Source organism: Tessaracoccus terricola, from assembly GCF_054776555.1.
On sequence record NZ_BAAHBS010000004.1, the window covers coordinates 854560 to 876443 of the forward strand.

A 21884-nucleotide genomic window follows, 5' to 3' on the forward strand; every position below is an offset into this window, starting at 1 on the left:
AGCCCGTCTCCGAACCAAACGAATCGGACCCGCAACCCTGCCAAGGGGTTGCGGGTCCGATTCGTTTCGGAGCCGGTTCAGGAGGCCTTGGTGAACAGTTCGCCCAGCTTCAGGATCCCCGAGGTCTTCATCAGGCCCCGGCGGTAGATCAGGGAACCGACCTTGATGCTCACGGCCATGAACACCCCGCAGAGCAGGAGCGCGACCAGCGCGTCGAGCCCGTCCGCGGACCCGTTCAGCAGCCGCTGGGGCATCACCACGCTGGAGACCACCGGGACGTAGCTGAGCACGGTGGCGAGCGAACCGCGGGCGAAGAAGCCGGCCATGTAGACCACCATCAGCACCATCATCAGCGGCATGGTGGTGTTGTTGATGTCCTGCACGCGGGTGGCCATCGCCCCGGTGGCGGCCCAGAGGGTGCTCAACGCAGCGAAGCCGACGAGGAAGAACAGCACGAACCAACCGATGTTGGGCAGCAGCATGGGCAGGAAGGAACCGAACTCGGTGAAGGAGATCCCGATCGCCCCGATCGCGATGAACACCAGGAGCTGCCCCAGCGCCATGATGGTGTTGCCCAGCGCCTTGCCCACCAGCAGGTCCCGGGTCGGGACCGCTGCGCTGAGGATCTCGACCAGCCGTGACTCCTTCTCCTCCACCACGCTCTGCGCGATCTGGAGGCCGTAGATCGTGGCAGACATGAAGAACAGCACCGAGAACGCCATGCCCGCCACGAGAGCCACCATCGCATCGTCGGCCACCTGCTCGCCGGCCAGGCGGAGGTCCACCCGGGAGCCCTCCTGCAGCTGGGCCGGGTCGATCCCCAGTGCCTCGGCGTTCGCGGCGGTCATGTATGTGGTGATGGCGCTCTGGAGGGCGCCGGTGCTGGTCTCGATGCTCTCCACGACGAGGTCCCAGCCGTCGGCGGTCTGCGCGATGCCGGCGTCGATCCTGCCCTCCTCGATGGCGGTGTCGAACTGTTGCGCCGGGAGTTCGACCACGTCGATGGGCTGGCCCGTCTCCGACATGGCGATGCTGACCACCTCGCGGCCCGCGTCGTCGGTGACGCCGACGGTCATGTTGCCCTGCGACGAGGCGAACAGGAAGCTGGCGCCGAGGGCGAGGCCGATGATGGCCACCACGACTGCGGTGGAGATCCAGAATCCCTTGTCGGTGAGTTTCGCCATGATCTCGCGGCGGGCGACGATCCACCAGGCGTGCTTGGGTGCGGTGTAGGACTTCATCGGGTTACCTCCCGGTAGATCTCGCTGAGTGGACGGACCGTGGGGCCGAAGGCACGCACCGGGCCCCGGCTGATGGCCTCGTGCAGGACCGCCTGCTCGGAAGCGACGTCGCTGAACGTGACGTGCGCCTCGGTCCCGTCGAGGTCGAGGACCTGGACGCCCGGGAAGCCGCGCAACCAGCCGAGGTCGGCCTCGCTGCGGATCCGGTGCTGGTCCTGCCCCGCCTCACGCAGCTGCGCGACCGAACCGTTGGCCACCACCTTGCCGCGGGCGAGGATGACGATGTTGTCGCAGAGGCGCTCCACGAGGTCGAGCTGGTGGGAGGAGAACAGCACGGGGACGCCGCGCGCCGTGAACTCGCTCAGAACAGTGAACATCTCGTCGACGGCGTCCGGGTCCAGCCCGCTGAAGGGCTCGTCCAGGATCAGGCACTTGGGGTTGGCCATCACCGCCGCCGCGATCTGGACGCGCTGCTGGTTGCCCAGTGAGAGCTTCTCCAGCTTGTCCTTCATCCGGTCACCGAGACCGAACCGTTGCAGCAGTTCCTCGGCCGCCACGCGGGCCTCCTTGTGTGGCATGCCGTGCAGCTCGCCGAGATAGACGAGTTGGTTGCGCACCGGCTGCTTCGGGTACAGCCCGCGTTCCTCCGGCATGTAGCCGAACTGTGCGCGGTCCCCGGCGGTGACGGGCTTGCCCTGCCACAGCACCCGGCCGGAGTCGGGCTGCAGCAGGCCCATCACCATCCTCATGGTGGTGGTCTTGCCTGCGCCGTTGCCTCCGACGAACCCGGTGAACTTGCCCGGCTCGACGTCGAAGGAGACGCGGTCCACCGCGGTCAACTCGCCGAAGCGTCGGGTCAGGTCCTTGATCTCCAACATGTGTGCTCCCTTCCACCAGCAACGATGACAGGTGGAGGGGCCGGGAGGGATCGGGCAGCGGGGTGAAATCCGGGGGAGTGGTGCCCCTCCTGAGCAGGTGCGCTCCTCCCCCTCAGGAGGGAGACACCAGCCCGTTCTCGTAGGCGTGGATCACGGCCTGGACGCGGTCCCGGACCCCGAGCTTCGCCAGGCAGGCGGAGACGTGGGACTTCACCGTCGCCTCGCCGACGAACAACTCCTCGGCGATCTCCGCGTTGGACAGGCCGCGCGCCACCAGCACCAGGACGTCACGCTCCCGCGCGGTGAGACGCTCCAGCTGGGGGCTGGAGGTCGGTGGTCGACGACGGCTGGCCACGGCCTCCTCGATCACGCGACGGGTGACCTCGGGGGCGAGCAGGGCTCCGCCCTCGGCCACGGTGCGGATGCTCTCGAGGAGCCGCTCCGGCTCGGCGTTCTTCAGCAGGAAGCCAGCGGCGCCCGCCCGGAGGGCCTCGAAGAGGTAGTCGTCGCGGTCGAAGGTGGTCAGGACGATCACCTCGGGCCCGCCGACGGCAGTGATGCGGCGGGTGGCTTCGATGCCGTTCATGACCGGCATCTCGATGTCCATGAGGACCACGTCGCACGCCGTGGTGGCCGCGAGTTCGACGGCCTCGGCTCCCGTGTCGCACTGTCCCACGAGCTCGATGTCGTCCTCCACACCGAGCATGAGGGCGAAGGCGCGACGCACCATCACCTGGTCGTCCACGAGCATGATCCGGATCAACCTGCCGCTCCCGTCATGATGGGCAGCCGGGCCCGCACCCGGTAGCCCCGCCCCTGTCGGGGACCGATCTCGGTGGTGCCCCCGAGGGCCTGCACCCGCTCCCGCATGCCCACCTGCCCGAGGCCGCTGCCGTTGGTGCCCTGGCGGCGCAGTCCCTCGTCCAGGACCTCCACCTCGGCCATCCTGCCGTCGAGGCGCAGCACCACGCTGGCGCGGGTGGCGGTCGAATGCTTGCGGACGTTGGTCAGCGCCTCCTGGACCACACGGTAGAGGGTGGCCGACTGGGAAACCGTCAGTTCGTCGACCAGCCGCTGCTCGCCGACGAGGGTGTGCTCCACCACGAGCCCGAGGGTGCCCGCCTCCTCGAACAGTCCGGCCAGCTGGTCGAGGCTTGGCCGGTCACTGGAGGGGTCCTCGTCCGGGTTGCGCAGGGAGCCCAGCACCGAGCGCAGCTCGGAGACGGTCTGGCGGGCGGAGTCCTCGACGCTGTGGAGGGCCTCCGCGGCGGCCTCGGGCTGCTTGCCCATGGCACGGCGGGCAGCTGCGGCCTGCACCCCGATGAGCGCCACGTGGTGGGCCACCGAGTCGTGCAGTTCGCGCGCGATCCGGAGCCGCTCCCCGATGATGGCCTGCTGCGCCAGTTGTTCGGCCTGCTGCGCCACCACCACCTGGGAGTCCGCGAGTTCCGTGTCGGCACGCGCCTTCAGCCAGGCGTTGCGTCCCAGCCACGTGGCGCCGCCGAAGTAGGCGATGTTGACCAGCACCTGGGAGACCACCAGGGGGACGGGGAGCTCACCGTCGGTGGCCCGAACCGACGCGATGCCGTTGGCGAGGTCGATGCCCACCCAGGCGCCCATGGTGACCAGCACCGCCAGGGTGGCCAGCATCAGGGCCTCCCGGTTCCGGGCCCATGCCATGGCGGAGTACAGGCCGAGGAAGTAGAGGACCTGCATCCCCGGCTGCAGGACGATTATCGGCATCACGAGGCCGACGACGAGGAAGTGGACGCCGGTTGCCAGCAGGAGCACCAGTACCGGGAAGCGCCTGCGGAAGGTGATCAGGACGCCTGCCAGCAGGATGGTCAGCACGGACCACGGCAGGTTGGCCTCCTGCTCGAAGTCGGGGAGCGAGACGGTGCCCAGGTGGCCGGTGATGGACAGCACCATCAGGACGAGGGCCACGGCGATGTCCTGCCGCATGCCGCCCGTCGGGACCGGGCGGACGTACGCGTCGTCCAGCCCGAAGAACTCCCTCACCAGCTCTTCTCCACCGGCCGTCCCTCCTCGAAGCCGGAACCGGACTGGACGCCGATGACGGCCCGCTCGGCGAACTCCGAGAGGTTGCGGGCACCGGCGTAGGTGGCCGACGAGCGCACGCCCGAGGTGATCCAGTCGAGCAGGTCCTCGATGCCCGGGCGGGCCGGGTCAAGGTACATCCGCGAGGAAGAGATGCCCTCCTCGAACAGTGCGGCGCGGGCCCGGTCGTAGGCGGACTGCTCGCGGGTGCGCTGCCGCACCGCACGGGCCGAGGCCATGCCGAAGGACTCCTTGTAGGCGCGGCCCTCGTGGTCGAACAGCTGATCCCCGGTGGACTCGTGCGTGCCGGCGAACCAGGAACCGATCATCACCGAGCCGGCACCGGCCGCCAGCGCGAGGGCGACGTCACGGGGGAACTTGACCCCGCCGTCGGCCCACACGGACTTGCCCAGCTCGGCAGCCGCGGCGGCGGCCTCCAGCACCGCGGAGAACTGGGGCCGGCCCACACCGGTCTGCATGCGGGTGGTGCACATGGCACCCGGTCCCACGCCCACCTTGATGATGTCTGCGCCGGCCTCGACGAGGTCCACCGCACCCTGCGCGGTGACGACGTTGCCCGCCACCACCAGCACGTGCCGGCCGGTCTCACCGGCGTAGCGGTCCCGCTCCTCCCGGGCCACCCGCAGGGCGCCGATCATCTTCTCCTGGTGGCCGTGGGCGGTGTCCATCACCAGCACGTCCGCGCCCGCCTCGAGCGCTGCCCGTGCCTTGCCCGCGACGTCGCCGTTGATGCCCACCGCGACACCGGCGCGGAGCCGGCCGTCGGCGTCGAGGGCGGGGGAGTAGATGTTGGAGCGCAGCGCACCCTTGCTGTTCATGATGCCGATGAGCCGCTCGCCCTCCACCACCACCGCCACCTTCTGGTGCTGCTCGGAGAGCTTGTTGAACACGTCCTCCGGGGTGGCGTCGGAGGCCATCAGGCTGACGTCGGTGGTCAGCACGTCCTTGGCCTGGGCGAAGCGGTCCGCGTTCCTCGCGTCGGAGGCGCTCACCAGTCCCACCACCTTGTCCTCCTGGACCACGACGGCCACCCCGTGGGAGCGCTTGCCGATCAGGGTCAGGGTTTCGCCGACGGTGGTGTCGGGGGCGACGGTGATCGGGGTGTCGAAGACGGGGTGGGCGGCCTTCACCTTCGCGATGGAGCGGGCCACGACGTCGGCGGGGATGTCCTGCGGGAAGATCGCCAGGCCGCCGCGCCGGGCCATCGTCTCTGCCATGCGGCGGCCCGAGACCGCGGTCATGTTGGCGGCCACCAGCGGCAGCGGCGTCGCGAGCCCGTCGGTGGAGGTCAGGTCCACGTCGAGGCGGGAGGTCACGTCGGAACGGCTCGGGACCATGAACACGTCGGAGTAGGTCAGGTCGTGGGCCGGGGTCTCGTTCAGGAATCGCACGGAGCCAAGTATGTCAACTCGGGGCCGGGAAGACGAAGAGGCCCGCCCCCTGGGGGACGGGCCTCTTCGGTCCGGGAGTACCGGTCAGTCGTTCGCGGGCTCGGGCTCGCGGTCCTCGATGGCCGCCTGCTCCTCGGCATCCTCGAGTTCGTGACCGTCCTCGTGGTGCTCGGAGTCGGCGATCTCCTGCGCCGTCGCCTTCGGGACGTCGTGGCCCAGGTACCAGCGCGACATCCTGGCGCGGAAGCCGCCCACCTCCTGCGGGATCTGCACCCCGTTCTCGTCAGCCTCCGCGGAGACCTCGAGCGGCTTGCGCTGGATGTGCTGGGTGAGCAGGAACTTCTCGTCCTGGCCGATCGGCAGGTGCGGTTCGGAGTAGCCGCCGCCGGGGGAGCGGTGGATGATGCCGGTCTCGGAGCCGTGCAGCACCCGTTCGCGGTCCCGGCGCTGGAGGCCGAGGCAGACCCGCTTGGTGACGATGAACGCGATGACCGGACCGACGAACACCAGGATCCGCAGCGCGACGGTGATCGCGTTGAGGCTCAGGTGGAAGCGGGTGGCGACGATGTCGTTGCCGCCGGCGATCAGGAACAGCGCGAAGCAGGTCATGCCGGCGACGCCGAACGCGGTGCGCGTCGGGGCGTTGCGGGGGCGCTGCAGCACGTGGTGCTCCCGGGTGTCGCCCGTGAGCCAACGCTCCACGAACGGCCACACGCCGAGCACGGTGAACAGCAGGCCCATCAGGCCGACGCCGGGCAGGAACACGTTCCAGGACCAGGTGGTGCCGAGCACGTGGGTCTCCCAGCCGGGCATGATGCGCACGGCGCCCTCGAGCCAGCCCATGTACCAGTCCGGCTGCGAGCCGGCGGTGACCTTGGCGGGGTCGTAGGGGCCGTAGAGCCAGACCGGGTTGATCTGCACCAGGCCGCCCAGCAGGACGCAGAAGCCGAACACGACGAAGAAGAAGCCGCCGGCCTTGGCCGCGTACACGGGGAAGACGGGGTAGCCCACGACGTTGTTCTCGGTGCGGCCGGGGCCGGGGTACTGGGTGTGCTTGTGGTAGACCACGAGCGCCAGGTGCAGCGCGACGAGGCCCAGCAGCAGCCCGGGCACCAGCAGGATGTGCACCATGTACAGGCGCGCGATGATCAACTCGCCCGGGAACTCGCCACCGAAGACGAAGAACTCCGCCCAGGTGCCGATGATCGGGATGGACCGGATCAGGCCGTCGGCGAACCGCAGACCGGTGCCGGAGAGCAGGTCGTCCGGCAGCGAGTAGCCCGCGAAGCCGGCGATCGTGGCCATCGCCATCAGGCCGATGCCGACCAGCCAGTTCACCTCACGCGGCTTGCGGTAGGCGCCGGTGAAGAACACGCGCAGCATGTGGACGAACGCGGCCGCCACGAACAGCAGGGCCGCCCAGTGGTGGATCTGGCGCACCAGCAGGCCGCCGCGCACGTCGAAGCTGATGTGCAGCGTCGAGGCGAAGGCCTCGGAGACGGGGATGCCCTTGAGGAGTTGGTAGGTGCCGTCGTACTCGATCTCAGCCATCGACGGCTTGAACCAGATGGTCAGGAACACACCGGTCAGCAGCAGGATGATGAACGAGTACAGCGCGATCTCACCGAGCAGGAAGCTCCAGTGGTCCGGGAACACCTTGCGCAGCATCTGGCGGCTGATCTTGCCCAGCCCGAGCCGCTCGTCGCCCCACTTCAACGCGGGGACGGCGGGGTTCTTCTTCGTCACGGGAGCCACTTCGGGCTCGATGACGGGGGAGGCGTCGCCGATCGTGGTTGGCCTTGCCATCACTGGTCACCGTCCTTGAAGTCTTCGCTCGAGTCACGCTCGAAGTAGCTGGGGCCCACCGGCACCGTGAAGTCGCTCTGCGCCACCAGGTAGCCCTCGCTGCTGACCTTGATCGGCAGCTGGGGCAGGGAACGGGCGGCGGGGCCGAAGACCACGACGCCGGAGTTGCCGAGGTCGAAGGTCGACTGGTGGCAGGGGCACAGCAGGTGGTGGGTCTGGCGCTCCCAGAGGCTGATGGGGCAGCCGACGTGGGTGCAGATCTTCGAGTAGGCGAGGATGCCGCTGACGTGCCAGTCCTTGCGGGACTCGGGGACCTTGATCGAGGCCGGGTCCATGCGCACGATCACCAGCGAGGACTTGGCCTTCTCCACCTGGAACGCCGAGCCGTGGAAGTCACGCAGGTTCTCGGGCTGGGCGTTGACCAGCTGGCCGATCTCCAGGTGCTCGGGACGGATGGGCCGCCAGGTCTCGTCGTTGACGAGCTTGACCCCCTCGGCCCAGATGGTGCGCTCGATGGTCTCCGCACGCTTGCTCTTGGTGGGCCAGGGGCCCATGTCAGCCAGCAGGACGACGGCCGGCAGCACGGCGAAGCCGAGTGCACCGCCGAGTGCGCCGCCGATCAGCTTGCGGCGGCCCAGGCCGGACTGCTTGGCGCCGGCCTCCCACTCCTCGGCGAAGACCGCGCGGTCCTCCTCGCTGGAGGCCGCGGAGTGGCGCATCTCGACGCTCTCCTCGTCGCCCATGATCACGCGGGCCCACTGGATCAGCGCGAGGCCGATCAGCAGCACCGCGAGACCGGCGGTGAGACCGAGCCAGAAGTTCTGGGCGTTGGCGGTGAGGAAGTGGACCTCACCGAAGCGGACGTCCAGCAGGAGGTCGTTCGGGACGGCGAAGTACACCACGAGGAACGCGATGGCGAGCACCGGCACCAGGGCGAGCATGCCGACGATGACCGCGTAGGCGCGGTTGCCCGCGCCCTTGTCCACGTCCGTGAAGCGCTCGACGTGTTCCTCGAGGCCCGGGTTCGGGACCGAGTGGCCCAGGTCCGGGTCCTTGACGGGCAGGTTGTCGTGGCTCATCGGGCTCGGGCCCCCTTCTTGGCGATCCAGCCGCCGACGATGATCAGTCCGCCGATGCCGAGGATGAAGATCCAGAAGCCCTCGGAGACGGGTCCGTTGCTGCCGATGGGCTGGCCACCGTAGGTGGGCGCATCCCGCTGGGCGTCGAGGAAGCCGATGATCTCCTTGACGTCCTCGTCGTGGAGCACGTCCTTGGAGAACACGGGCATCTGCTGGGGTCCGGTGCGCATGGCCTCCCAGATGTGGATGTCCTCGGTCTCGAACAGCGAGGGTGCGTACTTGCCGTTGGGCAGGGCGCCACCGCCGCCGACGATGCCGTGGCACGCGGAGCAGTTGGCACGGAACAGGGCGCCACCACGGGCGATGTCCTCAGCGCTCAGGCCCTCGGGGGAGTACTGGTCCTCCTGCGGCACCTCGGGGCCGGCGCCGAGGGAGGCGACGTAGGCCGCGACGGCGTCGATCTGGTCCTGGGAGTAGATGACGGGGCGCGTCGGGATCTGGACCTCCGGGCGGGCGGCGGGCATGCGGCCGGTGCCCATCTGGAAGTCGACGGATGCCGCACCGACGCCGATCAGGCTGGGGCCCTGGGTAGTGCCTTCGCCGTTGAGGCCGTGGCAGGACGAGCAGCTGACGTCGAAGAGGGCCTTGCCCTCCTCGATCTGCTGGGTCATCTCCGTCTCGGCGGAGGTCTGCTGCGGGGCCACGATCGAGTAGCCGAGCCCGACGGCTAGGAGGGCCAGCACGAGCAGCAGCGGCCTGGCCGCCGAGTGCTTGCGTCGCTTGGACAGAAACTTCACGATGTTCTCCTGATTGTCTTTCGGGCTCAGCGGAGGAAGTAGATGACGCCGAACAGCACGATCCAGACCACGTCGACGAAGTGCCAGTAGTAGCTGACGACGTGCGCGGAGACGGTCTGCTCGTGGGTGTGGGTCCGGGTCATGTACGAACGAGCCAGCACGAACAGGAAGGCGATCAGACCGCCGATGACGTGCAGGCCGTGGAAGCCGGTGGCGAGGAAGAAGATGGACCAGTACACGTTGGTCGAGATGAAGAAGCCCTCGCTGAACAGCGTGAAGTACTCCCACACCTGGCCGGCCACGAACGTGGAGCCGAGGATGAAGGTCACGGTGAACGCCTGCCGCATGCCCCACTTGAGCGGGTTGAGCCAGGGGCCGTTGACGCGGCCGCGCTCGGCCGCGTTGGCGCCGATCTGGCAGGTGAAGGAGCTGAGCACCAGGATCGCGGTGTTGATGCTGCCGAATGGGACGTCGAGGTGGGCGGTCATCGCCTCCCACAGGCTGACGCCGTCGCCCGCCTGTTGCGTCGTGACGTTGCGGATCCAGAAGTACGCCGCGAACAGGGCGGCGAAGAACATGAGCTCACTGGCGAGCCAGATCATGACGCCGACGCTCAGGGTGTCGGGGCGCCCCTTGGGCTTGTTGAGGCGGGACGGGGCGATGGGATGGATCGCTCCGGTCGGGACCTCGTTCGGTGCTGTCAAAGTCTCATGTTTGCTGGCCACGGGCCCCATTATGGCCGCAAACGCGCCGGTATGCACAAGGTAGATGGGTTGTGTCCGTACACCACCTGTGGTAGTCCCGCCGGGCCGGGGTCGGATAAGGCTCGTCGTGGCCGCATCGCACGAGGTTGGCTACGATTCGTTGCAGGTGCAAAGGTAGCGATGCCGCGGATCGCGGTGGCGAGGATGGCGAAAGAACATGAGTGAAGACCGCGACGCCCTGAAGGTGCTGCTGTTCTCCGACGACCGTACGGTGCGTGAGGACATCCGCCTGACGCTCGGGCGCAAGGTTGCGAGGGACCTCCCCGAGATCGAGGTGTTCGAGGTCGCCACCGGTCCCGCCCTGCTCCGGACGCTGGACGCCGGCGGTACGGACTACTCCCTGATCATCATGGACGGCGACGCGCAGCCGGAGGGCGGCTACGGGCTGGCCCACCAGGTGAAGAACGAGTACGCGGACTGCCCGCCGGTGCTGCTGCTGATCCGTCGCGTGGCTGATGCCTGGCTCGGGACGTGGACGCAGGCCGAGGCGCTCTCGCCGTTCCCCGTGGACCCCGTCCGCCTGCCGGAGCAGGTGGCCGAACTGCTGCGCGGCAAGGTCGTCGCCAAGTGAGTTTCTCCTGGCCCGAGATCCTCACCGGTCTGGTCCGGAGCGAGGGGCTCGAGGCAGAGGCGGCCGAGTGGGCCCTCAACGAGATCTTCAACGGTCGCGCCAGCGAGGTCCAGCTCGCCGCGCTCCTGGTGGCCCTGCGTGCCAAGGGTGAGACGGAGGACGAGATCTCCGGCCTGTCCGCGGCCATGCTCGCCAATGCGACGCCGATCCTGCTCAACGACGAGGCTGTGGACGTCGTCGGCACCGGCGGGGACCGTGCCAACACCGTCAACATCTCCACGATGTCTGCCATCGTCGCGGCTGCCGCCGGTGCGAAGGTGGTCAAGCACGGCAGCCGGGCCGCCTCCTCCCAGGCCGGCACCGCCGACACCCTCGAGGCGCTCGGAGTCAACATCATGCTGGACCCGGCCGAGCAGGCCGCGGTGCTCGACGAGGTGGGCATCGTCTTCCTGTTCGCGCAGCTGTACCACCCCGCCATGAAGAACGTCGCCGCGGTGCGCAAGCAGTTGGCGATCCAGACCACCTTCAACTTCCTCGGCCCCCTGTCGAACCCGGCGCGCCCGCGGGCGATGGCGCTCGGGGTGGCCAATGACGACATCGCTCCCGTGGTGGCCAGGGTCCTTGCCGGCCGTGGTGTGCGCGGCCTCGTGTTCCGGGGCTTCGACGGGCTGGACGAATTGACCACCACGTCGCCGTCCGACGTGTGGCTGGTGACCGATGGCCGGGTGCACCGCACCACCCTCGACCCGCTGGACCTCGGGCTCGAGCCCTCGGCCCCGGCGGACCTGACGGGCGGACCGGCCGAGCACAACGCGCAGGTGGTCCGGGACCTCGTCGCGGGCAAGCCCGGGCCGGTGCGCGACATCGTGTTGCTCAACGCCGCGGCAGCCCTCCTGGCCTACCGCGGGGTCAGCCCCGTGATCGACCTCGTCGAGCAGTTGCGCGAGACGATGGCAGATGCCCGCAACGCGATCGACTCCGGCGCCGCCAAGGAGTTGCTGGACAAGTGGGTGGAGATCACCAACCGCTGAGCCAGCCTGCGAGCACCGGGCCCAGCCACAGGGACGGCCCGTAGGGGAAGTGTGCCGGCGTGTCGCGGCCCCGGTTCGAGACCGCATGGGCCAACGCCCACACGGCCCCCACCATGGTGCCCGCGAGGATGCTCGTCACCCAGTGCTGCGGGCCGTGGACCCCGGCCATCGTCCCCACGATCGCCGCCAGCCTGACGTCGCCGTACCCGAAGCCGGTCCCCAGCAGCCAGACCAGGTGGAACAACCCGAGCGCCACGGCCCCGCCCACCAGGCCCGCCAGCGCAGAGCGCCAGTCCGCCGCGCCGAGCAGCAACAGTCCCACGGCCACCTGTGCCAGGCAGACCTGGTTCAACCTGCGGGGCAGCCACGTGGAGCGCAGGTCCACCCACACCAGCGCGCAGCCGGCGCCGAGGTAGGCGATCCACACGGGCAGGTGCGCCGTGGGCAGGCCGGGCAGCACCAGCAGCCCCGCCAACAGGGCGAGGGTGGCGGCGCCCAGCGCGTCCGGCCGTGACGCGAGGGCGCGGTAGTCGGGCGCGGTCTCACCCTCGTCGAGGGCCGGGGGAGGGAGCCGGGGCACCACGAAACGGACGTGCGCGGCCGCGGAGGCCGTCGCGGCTGCAGCGGCCGCCACCCAGAACATGCTCGGGAGGCTACCGGGCGGCGGGAGCGGTCGGGGCGATCACGGACCGGCTGTGGAAAAGTCCCGGAACGCCGAGGCGCCCACCGGCAGGACCGGTGGGCGCCTCGGGACTCAGGTCAGCGCTGGGCCTTGGTGAACCCGGCGGCCTGGGCGGCCTCCTCCGAGTTGAACCAGACCTCGGCGATGGTGCGCTCGTACCCGCCGGACCCGGCGAGGTGGTACTTCTTCGAGCGTTCATTGCCCTTGATGACGAAGCCCTCGGGGGGGTTGCTCCCCACGTACGCGCCCTCGCCGTACTCGGTGGCCTCGGCCGCGTCGGTGGAGTCCTCGACCGGGGCCTCGAACGCTGCCTCGGTCTCCTCGGAGGCCGGGGCCTCGTCACTGGGGGAGCCGTCGGTCGGGGCGTCGGTCGCCGTGCTGGGCGTGGCGTCCTCCTCGCGCAGGCGAGCGGCCGTGGCGAAGGTGTCGTTGTTGTTGACGTAGGCCTTGGAGGGCTCGTGGGCGGTCCAGCCGTCGTCCTTGGGTGTCAGGAAGTGGCGGACCGCGGCGACGGCACCGACGACGATGGCGCCGATGGCCACCACCTTGCCGAAGGCCTTGAGCTTGCCGCCCTTCTTCTTGGGTTCCAGTTCTCCCTTGAGCGCCTGTGCGGCGGCCTCGCCGCGCTTGCTCGCCTCGACGAGCGCGGGGTGCTCGGCGACGTCGTGGAGCATGGTCTGCAGACGGGGGAGCAGGTCGTCGGAGACCTTGTCTTTGGCGGCCTCGACGGCGGGGGCCACCTTGTCCAGGGCATCACGGATGTGCGGCTCCCAGGAGTCCAGCTTCTTGGACGCGAAGTCTGCGGCGCGGACCCCGGCGTCCTTGGCGGCGGGAACGGCGCGCTTCTGGGCCTCGTCGATGATGCCGGCGGCCACCTTCTGGGCCTCGCCCAGGAACTCCGATGCGCGGGCGACCCCCTCGTCGAGGGCCTTCTGCCCGGCGTCTGCGGTGTTGGCGGCGGCGTCTGCGGCGGCCTTCTTGAGCTCTCGTGTCTTGTTCACGAATTCCTCCAATTGGTTTGGCTCGTGGTCGAGCACACACCACGCTACCGCGTAGTGGGTTCCCGACATGGAAAATCGGCTCCCACACAGTAGGTTGGCCGGACAAGACCAAACAACGAAAGGACCGAGGATGAGCACCGCGACCCTCCACACCACCGTCGGCGACATCGTCATGGAACTCTTCGACGACCAGGCCCCCGCCACCGTCGCCAACTTCACCGGCCTGGCCGGCGGTACCAAGGAGTACCGCGACGCCGAGACGGGCGAGACCAAGACCGGCAACTTCTACGACGGCATCAAGTTCCACCGCGTCATCGACGGCTTCATGGTCCAGACGGGCTGCCCCCTCGGCACCGGCACCGGCAACCCCGGCTACCAGTTCGCCGACGAGTTCCACCCCGAGCTCAGCTACGACCGCCCCTACCTGCTCGGGATGGCCAACGCGGGACCCGGGACCAACGGCTCCCAGTTCTTCATCACCGTGGTCCCCACGCCGCACCTGAACCGCCGCCACACCATCTTCGGCGAGGTCAAGGACGAGGCCAGCCGCAAGGTGGTCGACGCCATCGCGGAGACCGAGACCGACTTCCGGGACCGTCCCACCACCGACATCGTCATCAAGTCGGTGACCCTGTCCTGACCCTGCGCCGACGATGGCCGTCCCGGCCGTCGTCGACCAGTTCGGGCGGGAACGCCAGATCCAACTCCGGGGCCCTCCTGCCGATCAGTTCGGCAGTGAGGGCCTCTGGTTCGAGGCCGGCATGCAGCGGCCAGGACCACTCGCCGTCGACCGACAGCAGGCGGACACCGTCGGACTCCAACCAGGAGGCGATCCGCTCCGCCTCCTCGACGCTGCCCGCCGGGATCCCGCCGGCCGGGGGCAGCACTGTCTCCGACACGGCCGTCAACTCCTCCGCCACCGCCCTGACCCGGCTGGTGGGAGCCGTGGCCGCCCCGGCCAGCTTCCCGAACCGGACCACGTGGATGGCCCACTCCGTGCCCTCCGGCGCCGCGGCCACGATCTCCGCACAACCCGCCAGGGAACGAATCCGGTGGTGGCGCACGGAGGTCCGGTAGAACGCCTTCAGGCGCTCGGTGACCGCGGCGGCCTCCTCGAATCGTTCCTCCCCGACCAGCCGTCCCAGCCTGCCCCGGACCGAGCGCAGCACCGGCCGCACGTCCGACGCCCAGGCGCTGCGGACCTCCTCCACCACTGCGCCGTAGCGTTCGGCCCCGTCGCCCAACTCGCACGGCGCCAGGCAGCGCCCCATCTCCGCGAGCGCACAGGCCTGGGAGGGCTTCCGGGCGGACAGCCGGCCGCCGCACTGCCGCAGCGGATAGGTCTCGTGGATCGCCATCGCCGCCTCCTGCGCGGCGTCCGTGGACGGGAACGGACCCCAGAAAGTGCCCGGGTCCGTCACCTTGCGCACCACCGAGAGCCGGGGGAAGGGTTCGTCGGTCAGCTTCAGCCAGACGAGTTTCCCCTGGTTGCGGGAACGGCGGTTGTAGCGGGGGGCGTGCGCCGCGATCATGCGCAACTCCCGAACCTCCGCCTCCAGGTGGGTGGAGCAGCGCAGGAAACGAACGCCGGTGGCCACCCGCACCATCTCGTGGATCCGGCCACGCTGCTCGGAGGCCGAGAAGTAGTTGCGGACCCGGTTGCGCAGATTGTTCGACTTGCCCACGTACAGCACTTCCGAGCGTCGCTCACCGTCGGCGTCCCTGCCGTCGTGCAGGAACCAGTACACGCCCGGTCCCTGCGGGGCGTCCTTCGCCCACACGCGCTTGGCCCGCCGGTCCGGGGACACCCTGGCGGTGAGCTCCCCCAGGTCCTCGAGGGTGTGCACGCCGAGGCTCCCCACGCGCTCGAGCAGGCCGTGGAGCACGTCGACGGTGGCGCGGGCGTCGCTGAGGGCTCGGTGGTTCGGCACCGTGGTGGCGTTGAAGTGCGCGGCCAGCGTGGCCAGCTTGCAGTTGCGCACCTCCTCCTTGAGCAGCACCTGTCGGGCGAGCGTCACGGTGTCCACCACCGTCGGCCGCCGCCACGGCATGCCCAGTTCCTGGTGGGCGCGCTGGAGGAAGCCCACGTCGAACGGGGCGTTGTGGGCCACCAGCACGCAGCCGGCCGCGAACTCCGCGAACGGCGGCATGGCCTGGGCGAGGTTCGGGGCGTCGGCGACCATCTGGTCCGTGATCCCCGTCAGGACCTGGATCATGGGTGGGATCGGGCCCTTCGGCCGCACCAGGGTCTGGAACTCGCCGACGATCTCCCCTCCACACACCTTCACCGCGCCGATCTCCGTGATGGCGGAGTCCCTCCCGCCGCCCGTCGTCTCGAGGTCGACGACGCAGAAGGTCACCTGGGACAGGTGGGTCCCGAGGTCCTCGAAGGATGGCTGGTGCGGCTGCGTGTCATGCATGTCCGGGACCATATGCGCGCGCACTGACAACGGCCTGCGCCGGCCCGCGGAAACTGCGTGTCCCGAACCCATTTACGCGCGGCGACATCGGACGTAACGTGATCAGGTGCGCCGGAGCACGGTGCTCCGGCGTCGGAGAAAAGGGGGAACCATGCAACGACGCACCGCGTCCACCGCCATCGCTCTGATGGCCCTCGTTTTCACCTCTGCAGCCGCCACTCCCGCACTGGGTGACGGCAGCGAGCAGCCACCCACCGTGACGGTGGTGGCAACCGGGCTGGACAGCCCGCGCAAGCTCTCGTTCGCACCCAACGGGGACCTCTACGTCGCCGAGTCCGGTGCACCCTCCGCGTCACCCGGGGCCTGTTTCGTGCACCCGCAGTTCGGAGACGTCTGCGTCCACCACACCGGCGCCATCACCAAGATCTCCAAGCAGGGGGTCCAGACCCGCGTCGTCGAGGGACTGCCGTCCGGGGTCAGCGCCGAGGAGGCCAACGGACCCTTCGACGTCCTGGTGAAGGGCAACACCCTCACCATCGCCATGGGGATCGGCGGCAGCCTCGAGAATCGTGACCAGTTGGGTGCCGACGGCGCGCTGCTCGGCACCGTGATCGAGACCAAGCTCAAGGGCAAGCAGGCCGAGCCGAAGCTGGTGGCGGACCTGCTCGCCTTCGAGGCCGCCCACAACCCCGACGAGGGGGAGATCGACTCCAACCCCGTCGACCTGCTCAGGGTGGGCAAGGACCTGGTGGCCGTCGACGCCGGCGGCAACGACGTCCTCCTCCTCGGAGGCAAGGACGACGGCGTGCGAGGTGCGCTGGCCGTGCTCGACCCGGTGCTCGTCTCGCCCGCCCCGTTCCCGGGGGCTCCCGACCCGTTCCCGGCCCAGCCGGTGCCCACCGTGGCGACCGTCGGCCCCGACGGGCTGCTCTACGTCGGCCAGCTGACCGGGTTCCCGTTCCAGCAGGGTGCCGCGAGCATCTACCGGTACGGGGACAACGGGCTCGAGGTCTACGCCACCGGCCTCACGAACGTGACCGACATCGCGTTCAAGGGCAAGACGCTGTACGCGGTCCAGATCTCCGCCACCGGACTCCAGACGGGTGTCACCGGCTCGCTGGTGAAGGTGGACCCGGGTGGCAACCACACCACGGTGGTGGGTGACCTGTTCGCGCCCTACGGACTGGCCATCCGCGGCCACGACGCCTACGTCACCACCGGCTCGGTCGCCCCCGGAGGACAGGTGGTCAAGGTGTCACTGCGCTGAGCACGACACGTCCGGCCCGCCGTCGGGCGCCATTGTCAGTGGTCGGATGCAAGGTGGTCACATGGCTACTTTGCATGTTGATTGCGACGGGTGCACGGCGCGTGGGCCGGCGTGCGGGGACTGCGTGATGACCGTTCTGCTGGGACCTCCCGGGGGCACGGTGGACTTCGTGGAGGAGGAGCAGGAGGCGCTGGGCGTGCTGGCCCGGGCCGGCCTCGTTCCGCCGCTGCGGATGGTGCCCCGGGAGGTGCCTGACCAGGGTGTGGAATCGTTTGGGAATAGACTGAGGGTCGTCTAAGATTCTCTCAGTTTGTACTTTCCTCCGAGCGCCTGGAGTGCACCTTGAAGAAGTTCCGCCTCGCTCTGGTCGGCCTGCTGAGCGCAGCCACCGTGATGGGTTTCGTTGGGCAGGCGGCTGCTGATCCCGAAGCCGTGGCCCGGGCCAAGGCGGACCTGGACAGGATCCAGCAGGAGGCCTCCGCGATCGACCAGTTGATCATCGAGGCGATCGTCAGGGCGGAGGAGTCCGAGGAGAAGCTCGCACAGGTCAAGGCGGACCTGGGGGCCAAGGAGGCGAAGGTCGACGCCATGGCGGCGGACCTCGGCGCCCTCGCGGTCATCCAGTTCCAGTCCGGCGGGTTCGACCTCACGGCACAGCTGCTGACCAGCGACTCCGAGACCAGCTTCCTGTCCAGCCTCGCCACCATCCAGAACGAGACGGACCGCAGCAACGCGGACCTGCAGGCGCTGCAGGTGGGACAGACCGAGGTGGAGCGGCTCCGCTCCGAGGCGGAACGCACCGACGCCGCTCTCAAGGCGGACCTGGCAGCCCAGCAGCAACTGGCCGCCGAGTACGACGAGAAGGAGGCCGAGGCGGAGGCCGTCTACAAGCGGCTGGACGCCGAGGAGAAGGAGCGGCTGCGCCAGCTCGAACTGGAGCGCCAGCGCCAGCAGGAGGAGGCCGACCGGCGGGCCGCCCAGGCCGCGGCACAGGCGTCCCGTGACCGTGACACCACCGGTGAGGCCTCCGACGCCGGCCAGGCAGCGGCTGCCGCCCCCGTCGCAGCCGGGAACGCCAGCTCGCGCGCCCTCGGCGCCGTTGCCGCGGCCAAGGCGCAGGTGGGCAAGCGCTACCGCTGGGGGACCTCCGGGCCGAACACGTTCGACTGCTCCGGCCTCACCAGCTACGCCTACCGTCAGGTGGGCATCAACATCACACGCTCCTCGCGGGGGCAGTCGGGTCTCGGCACCAAGGTCGCCAAGAGTGACCTGCAGCCCGGGGACCTCGTGTTCTACTACAGCCCGATCAGCCATGTGGGCATCTACATCGGCAACGGAAAGATCGTCGACGCGGCCAACCCCCGCTCCGGCGTCCGGATCACCTCGCTGAACTCGATGCCGTACACCACCGCACGCCGCGTGGCCTGATCCCAGGCCCGGCCCTAGGCTGCCCACATGCACAAGACATGGCCGGAGGCCCAGACCCTCAGGATCGGCGACGGGGACGTCGGCGTTGTCGTCAGCCACGGTTTCACCGGGTCCGTGCAGTCCGTGGCCGGCTGGGCGAAGGCGATCGCCGCGGGCACGCCCGCGAAGGTGGTCGCCCCGAGGCTCACCGGGCACGGCAGCCGGTGGGACCACATGCACGACGTCGTCTGGACGCAGTGGCTGGAGGACGTGGACGCCGCCTACCGCGAGCTGTCCCAGACCTGCAGCCAGGTCTTCGTAGCCGGTCTGTCCATGGGTGGTGCGCTGGCGCTGCGGCTGGCGCAGACCCGGGACGTGGCGGGGGTGCTCCTCGTCAATCCCGGCATCTCCTCGCGCAACCCGCTGCTCGAACTGAGCGGCCTGTTGCGGCACGTCATCAAGAAGCAGCCCGGGATCGCCTCGGACATCGCCAAGCCGGGGGTGGAGGAGAGCGGCTACAAGCTGGTGAGCGTCCCGGCCGTGTGGACCATGACCCGGCTGTGGGCGCGCGTGAGGGCGGACCTGGAGAAGGTGACGGCACCGGTGCTCCTGTTCCGCTCGGACGTCGACCACGTCGTCGACGACTCCAGCCACCGCAGGATCCTGGCGGCGCTGCCGCGCACGCGGCTGGTGCCGCTCCACGACAGCTTCCATGTCGCCACCCTGGACCACGACGCCGCCCTGATCGAGCGTGAATCGGTGGAGTTCATCCGGCGCCACGCCCACTAGAGTTGGCGCCTGACAAAGAGATTGGAGCCTGCGCGGTGTGGTACGGATTCTTCAAGGCGGCCCTGTTCGGGCCCCTCGTGAAGTATGGGTTCAAGGCACGCATCGTGGGTGCGGAGAACGTCCCGGACACCGGGGGAGCGATCCTCGCCAGCAACCATCTCGGCGCCATGGACTCCGTCGTCATCCCGGCCATGCTGCCGCGCCACCTCACCTTCCCGGCCAAGGCGGAGCTGTTCACGGGCGAGCACGGGCTGGGCTCCAAGATCGTGGCCTGGTTCCTGAAGGCGATCAAGATGGTTCCCATGGACCGGGGCGGGGGCCGTGCCAGCGCCGCCTCGCTCGGGGCCATCGCCCAGGTGCTGGCCGACGGTGAGGTCGTCGCCATCTACCCCGAGGGCACGCGCTCGCCCGACGGGCGGCTCTACAAGGGCAAGACCGGCATGGCCCGCATGGTGCTCGCCAACGACGTTCCCGTGATCCCCGTCGGTGTGGTCGGGACCCAGAAGGTGAAGGGACTGTTCGGGATCCCGTGGATCAGGCGACCGCTGGTGGTGGTGGGGGAGCCGCTGCGCTTCAGCGAGTACGCCAACCAGCCCGGTGACACCCGGACGCTGCGCTGGGTCACCGACGAGACGCTGCACGCGATCCAGAAGCTGACCGGGCAGGAGTACGCGGACGTCTACGCCAGCCGGGTCAAGGTGGGGGACCTGAAGGACAAGGGCTCGGACGCCTTCGTGCTGGCCCGCCCGGGCGGCGGCGAGGCGCCCCCGGTGCAGTCGCTGGACGTGGACCGTGAGTGAACCCTCGGCCAGGGTCCGTTGGCTGAAGGCCACCAGCGCCTGGTTCCGGCACGGTTACGACCTCCTGGGCCGGGCGCTCAACGTCCTCGTCCTGGTGCGGGGGGTGCTCGCCGTGCAGGCCGTGGTGCACAACCTCGTGTTCGTGCTCCCCAACGCCTCACAGCCGGCCGGGGTGGTGGCCGTGACCGCCGTGATCGTCTGCTGGACGGTGCTGGTCTCGTGGCGGTTCCGCAAACCCTCCGGGCGGACCTCGGGGATGTTCGTGGCGGACCTCGTGGTCACCATGGCCATCACCGCGAGCACCGCCCTGCTGGGCGGGGGCGGCGTCACGACGATGCCGCTCGCCGCGCTCTGGATGGCCGGTTCCTCGCTCTACGTCGCGGTGCTGTCGAGCCGGCTGTGGGCGTTCGCGAGCGCCGTCGCCGTCAGCGTCGTCTACCTGTTGGTGGCCTCGAACATAACGCTCGGCCACCTCAACATGGTCCTGATCACTCTCATCGCCACCTACACGCTCGGCGAACTGATGAGCCAGTTCAAGGCCTCGATCACGGAGCAGGAACGCGAACGCATACGCACGGTCGCCCTCGCCGAGCGGGAGCGGCTGTCGCGGATCGTCCACGACGGCGCCCTCCAGGTGCTCGCCCTGGTGGAGCGCGAGGGCCCGTCGCTGGGCCCGCGCGGCATCAGGCTCGCGGCACTCGCGCGCGAGTCGGAGTCGCAGTTGCGCAACCTGCTGCGCGACCGCGAGATCGTCGACGAGGAGCAGGAGGCGCTGGTCGACCTCGCCGCAGCCCTGGACAAGTACCAGAGCGCCCGGGTGACCGTGTCCACCATGGCCGGGCAGGTGATGGTGCCCCGCCCGGTGGTGGACGAGGTGGAGGCTACGCTGTTGGAGGCGCTGAAGAACGTCGAGAAGCACGCCGGTGAGGACGCGGAGGCCTGGGTCCTGCTTGACCAGGAGACCGACGACGAAGTGATCCTCTGGGTGCGTGACAACGGCGTGGGCATGTCCGCGGACGAGGTCACGGATGCCTCCATCCGGGGCCGGATGGGCATCAAGGACTCGATCGTCGGGCGGATGTCGGCGCTGGGCGGGTCGGCGATGCTCAAGTCGTCGCCCGGCCTCGGAACGGAATGGGAACTCCGGTTCCCGGTGGACATGGGAGAGTTGTGACCGTAGAGGGACGCAAGCGAGTGATGCTCGTCGACGACCACCCGATGTGGATCGACGCGCTCAGTGAGGACCTGACAGAGGTCGGCTTCGAGATCGTGGCTGTTGCGAAGAACGGCACCGAATGCCTGCAACGGGCACGCGCCACGAAGCCCGAGGTGGTGGTCATGGACCTCCAGATCCCGGACCCCGACGGCGCCTCGTGCACCGAGATCCTGCTGGGCGAGTTCCCGGACCTGCACGTCCTGGTGATGTCCGCCTCCGGTGAGCGCGACGACGTCCTGCGCGCCATGAAGGCGGGGGCGAAGGGGTACCTGGTCAAATCGGCCTCCAAGGCGGAACTGATCGAGGGCGTGCAGCGCACCGCCGTCGGGGACGCCGTTTTCACCCCGGGCCTCGCAGGGCTCGTCCTCGGCGAGTTCCGACGGATGGTCAACGTCGCCCGGGCGCACAACGAGGAGGGCCCCGTGCTCACCACCCGTGAGATCGAGGTCCTGCGCCGCGTCGCCAAGGGCCTGGCGTACCGGGAGATCGCGGAGGAACTCTACGTCTCGCACCGCACGGTCCAGAACCACGTGCAGAACGTGCTGCGCAAGCTGCAGCTCCACAACCGCGTCGAGCTGACGCTCTACGCCATCGACCAAGGACTCCACGACCCGAACGCCTGAGCCCGTTCCACCGCTGCCGCAGCGGTCGGGAGCCCCGGGGGT

22 protein-coding genes are annotated in these 21884 nt (G+C 69.4%); 10 read left to right on the forward strand and 12 right to left on the reverse strand.

Going from position 1 to position 21884, the window contains the following annotated elements:
• Nucleotides 1–77 precede the first annotated feature (77 nt).
• From ACYU7G_RS09745 to ctaE, 9 genes are all read right to left on the reverse strand, one after another.
• Nucleotides 78–1241 (reverse strand): ABC transporter permease, encoded by a 1164-nt coding sequence (locus ACYU7G_RS09745; protein ID WP_461107197.1) that lies wholly within the window; start codon nucleotides 1239–1241, stop codon nucleotides 78–80.
• On the reverse strand, nucleotides 1238–2119 hold the full coding sequence (locus ACYU7G_RS09750; RefSeq protein WP_461107199.1) for an ABC transporter ATP-binding protein: 882 nt from the start codon (nucleotides 2117–2119) through the stop codon (nucleotides 1238–1240). The genes ACYU7G_RS09745 and ACYU7G_RS09750 overlap by 4 nt, the downstream gene beginning before the upstream one ends.
• Before the next feature lie 112 nt (nucleotides 2120–2231).
• On the reverse strand, nucleotides 2232–2879 hold the full coding sequence (locus tag ACYU7G_RS09755; RefSeq protein ID WP_461107307.1) for a response regulator: 648 nt from the start codon (nucleotides 2877–2879) through the stop codon (nucleotides 2232–2234).
• Entirely contained in the window at nucleotides 2879–4138 is a 1260-nt protein-coding gene (locus ACYU7G_RS09760) for a sensor histidine kinase (protein ID WP_461107201.1), read from the reverse strand. The genes ACYU7G_RS09755 and ACYU7G_RS09760 overlap by 1 nt, the downstream gene beginning before the upstream one ends.
• On the reverse strand, nucleotides 4135–5589 hold the full coding sequence (locus ACYU7G_RS09765; protein ID WP_461107203.1) for a GuaB1 family IMP dehydrogenase-related protein: 1455 nt from the start codon (nucleotides 5587–5589) through the stop codon (nucleotides 4135–4137). The genes ACYU7G_RS09760 and ACYU7G_RS09765 overlap by 4 nt, the downstream gene beginning before the upstream one ends.
• An 84-nt stretch (nucleotides 5590–5673) precedes the next feature.
• Nucleotides 5674–7395 (reverse strand): cytochrome bc1 complex cytochrome b subunit, encoded by a 1722-nt coding sequence (qcrB, locus tag ACYU7G_RS09770; RefSeq protein ID WP_461107205.1) that lies wholly within the window; start codon nucleotides 7393–7395, stop codon nucleotides 5674–5676.
• On the reverse strand, nucleotides 7395–8474 hold the full coding sequence (gene qcrA, locus ACYU7G_RS09775) for a cytochrome bc1 complex Rieske iron-sulfur subunit (protein ID WP_461107207.1): 1080 nt from the start codon (nucleotides 8472–8474) through the stop codon (nucleotides 7395–7397). The genes qcrB and qcrA overlap by 1 nt, the downstream gene beginning before the upstream one ends.
• Nucleotides 8471–9271: a cytochrome bc1 complex diheme cytochrome c subunit gene (qcrC, locus tag ACYU7G_RS09780; RefSeq protein ID WP_461107209.1), complete on the reverse strand. Its 801-nt coding sequence runs from the start codon at nucleotides 9269–9271 to the stop codon at nucleotides 8471–8473. Before qcrC ends, qcrA begins: the two co-directional genes overlap by 4 nt.
• A 26-nt stretch (nucleotides 9272–9297) precedes the next feature.
• Nucleotides 9298–9975, reverse strand: coding sequence for an aa3-type cytochrome oxidase subunit III (gene ctaE / locus ACYU7G_RS09785; RefSeq protein ID WP_461107211.1), 678 nt, complete (start codon nucleotides 9973–9975; stop codon nucleotides 9298–9300).
• A gap of 217 nt (nucleotides 9976–10192) precedes the next feature.
• Here ctaE and ACYU7G_RS09790 point away from each other — a divergent pair, with 217 nt between their 5' ends.
• A complete protein-coding gene (locus ACYU7G_RS09790) occupies nucleotides 10193–10606 on the forward strand; it encodes a response regulator (RefSeq protein WP_461107213.1) in 414 nt (137 codons plus the stop codon).
• Nucleotides 10603–11637: an anthranilate phosphoribosyltransferase gene (gene trpD / locus ACYU7G_RS09795; protein WP_461107215.1), complete on the forward strand. Its 1035-nt coding sequence runs from the start codon at nucleotides 10603–10605 to the stop codon at nucleotides 11635–11637. The genes ACYU7G_RS09790 and trpD overlap by 4 nt, the downstream gene beginning before the upstream one ends.
• On the opposite strand, the gene ACYU7G_RS09800 is transcribed toward trpD, so the two are convergent.
• On the reverse strand, nucleotides 11624–12280 hold the full coding sequence (locus ACYU7G_RS09800) for a prepilin peptidase (RefSeq protein WP_461107217.1): 657 nt from the start codon (nucleotides 12278–12280) through the stop codon (nucleotides 11624–11626). The genes trpD and ACYU7G_RS09800 overlap by 14 nt on opposite strands.
• 116 nt (nucleotides 12281–12396) lie before the next feature.
• Nucleotides 12397–13320 (reverse strand): sunset domain-containing protein, encoded by a 924-nt coding sequence (locus ACYU7G_RS09805; protein ID WP_461107219.1) that lies wholly within the window; start codon nucleotides 13318–13320, stop codon nucleotides 12397–12399.
• A 130-nt stretch (nucleotides 13321–13450) separates the two neighbouring features.
• Here ACYU7G_RS09805 and ACYU7G_RS09810 point away from each other — a divergent pair, with 130 nt between their 5' ends.
• Entirely contained in the window at nucleotides 13451–13960 is a 510-nt protein-coding gene (locus ACYU7G_RS09810; protein WP_461107221.1) for a peptidylprolyl isomerase, read from the forward strand.
• Here the strand turns inward: ACYU7G_RS09810 and ACYU7G_RS09815 are convergent.
• The gene (locus ACYU7G_RS09815) at nucleotides 13938–15740 is read right to left on the reverse strand and encodes a DEDD exonuclease domain-containing protein (RefSeq protein WP_461107223.1); all 1803 of its coding nucleotides are present in this window, start codon (nucleotides 15738–15740) and stop codon (nucleotides 13938–13940) included. The genes ACYU7G_RS09810 and ACYU7G_RS09815 overlap by 23 nt on opposite strands.
• A 151-nt stretch (nucleotides 15741–15891) precedes the next feature.
• Between ACYU7G_RS09815 and ACYU7G_RS09820 the strand changes: the two genes are divergently transcribed.
• The 7 genes from ACYU7G_RS09820 (at nucleotide 15892) to ACYU7G_RS09850 (ending at nucleotide 21842) form a co-directional block, all read left to right on the forward strand.
• Nucleotides 15892–17007 (forward strand): ScyD/ScyE family protein, encoded by a 1116-nt coding sequence (locus tag ACYU7G_RS09820; protein WP_461107225.1) that lies wholly within the window; start codon nucleotides 15892–15894, stop codon nucleotides 17005–17007.
• 127 nt (nucleotides 17008–17134) lie between these two features.
• Nucleotides 17135–17305: a hypothetical protein gene (locus tag ACYU7G_RS09825; RefSeq protein WP_461107226.1), complete on the forward strand. Its 171-nt coding sequence runs from the start codon at nucleotides 17135–17137 to the stop codon at nucleotides 17303–17305.
• A gap of 44 nt (nucleotides 17306–17349) precedes the next feature.
• Nucleotides 17350–18435 carry a C40 family peptidase gene (locus ACYU7G_RS09830; protein WP_461107228.1) on the forward strand — a complete coding sequence of 362 codons (1086 nt, stop codon included), beginning with the start codon at nucleotides 17350–17352 and terminating at the stop codon, nucleotides 18433–18435.
• Nucleotides 18436–18462: 27 nt separating this feature from the next.
• Nucleotides 18463–19203, forward strand: a complete 741-nt coding sequence (locus ACYU7G_RS09835; protein WP_461107230.1) for an alpha/beta hydrolase — start codon at nucleotides 18463–18465, stop codon at nucleotides 19201–19203.
• Nucleotides 19204–19238: 35 nt separating this feature from the next.
• Nucleotides 19239–20003, forward strand: a complete 765-nt coding sequence (locus ACYU7G_RS09840) for a lysophospholipid acyltransferase family protein (RefSeq protein ID WP_461107232.1) — start codon at nucleotides 19239–19241, stop codon at nucleotides 20001–20003.
• Nucleotides 19996–21177: an ATP-binding protein gene (locus tag ACYU7G_RS09845; protein ID WP_461107234.1), complete on the forward strand. Its 1182-nt coding sequence runs from the start codon at nucleotides 19996–19998 to the stop codon at nucleotides 21175–21177. Before ACYU7G_RS09840 ends, ACYU7G_RS09845 begins: the two co-directional genes overlap by 8 nt.
• A 23-nt stretch (nucleotides 21178–21200) precedes the next feature.
• The gene (locus tag ACYU7G_RS09850) at nucleotides 21201–21842 is read left to right on the forward strand and encodes a response regulator (RefSeq protein WP_461107309.1); all 642 of its coding nucleotides are present in this window, start codon (nucleotides 21201–21203) and stop codon (nucleotides 21840–21842) included.
• The last annotated feature ends 42 nt before the right edge of the window (nucleotides 21843–21884 follow it).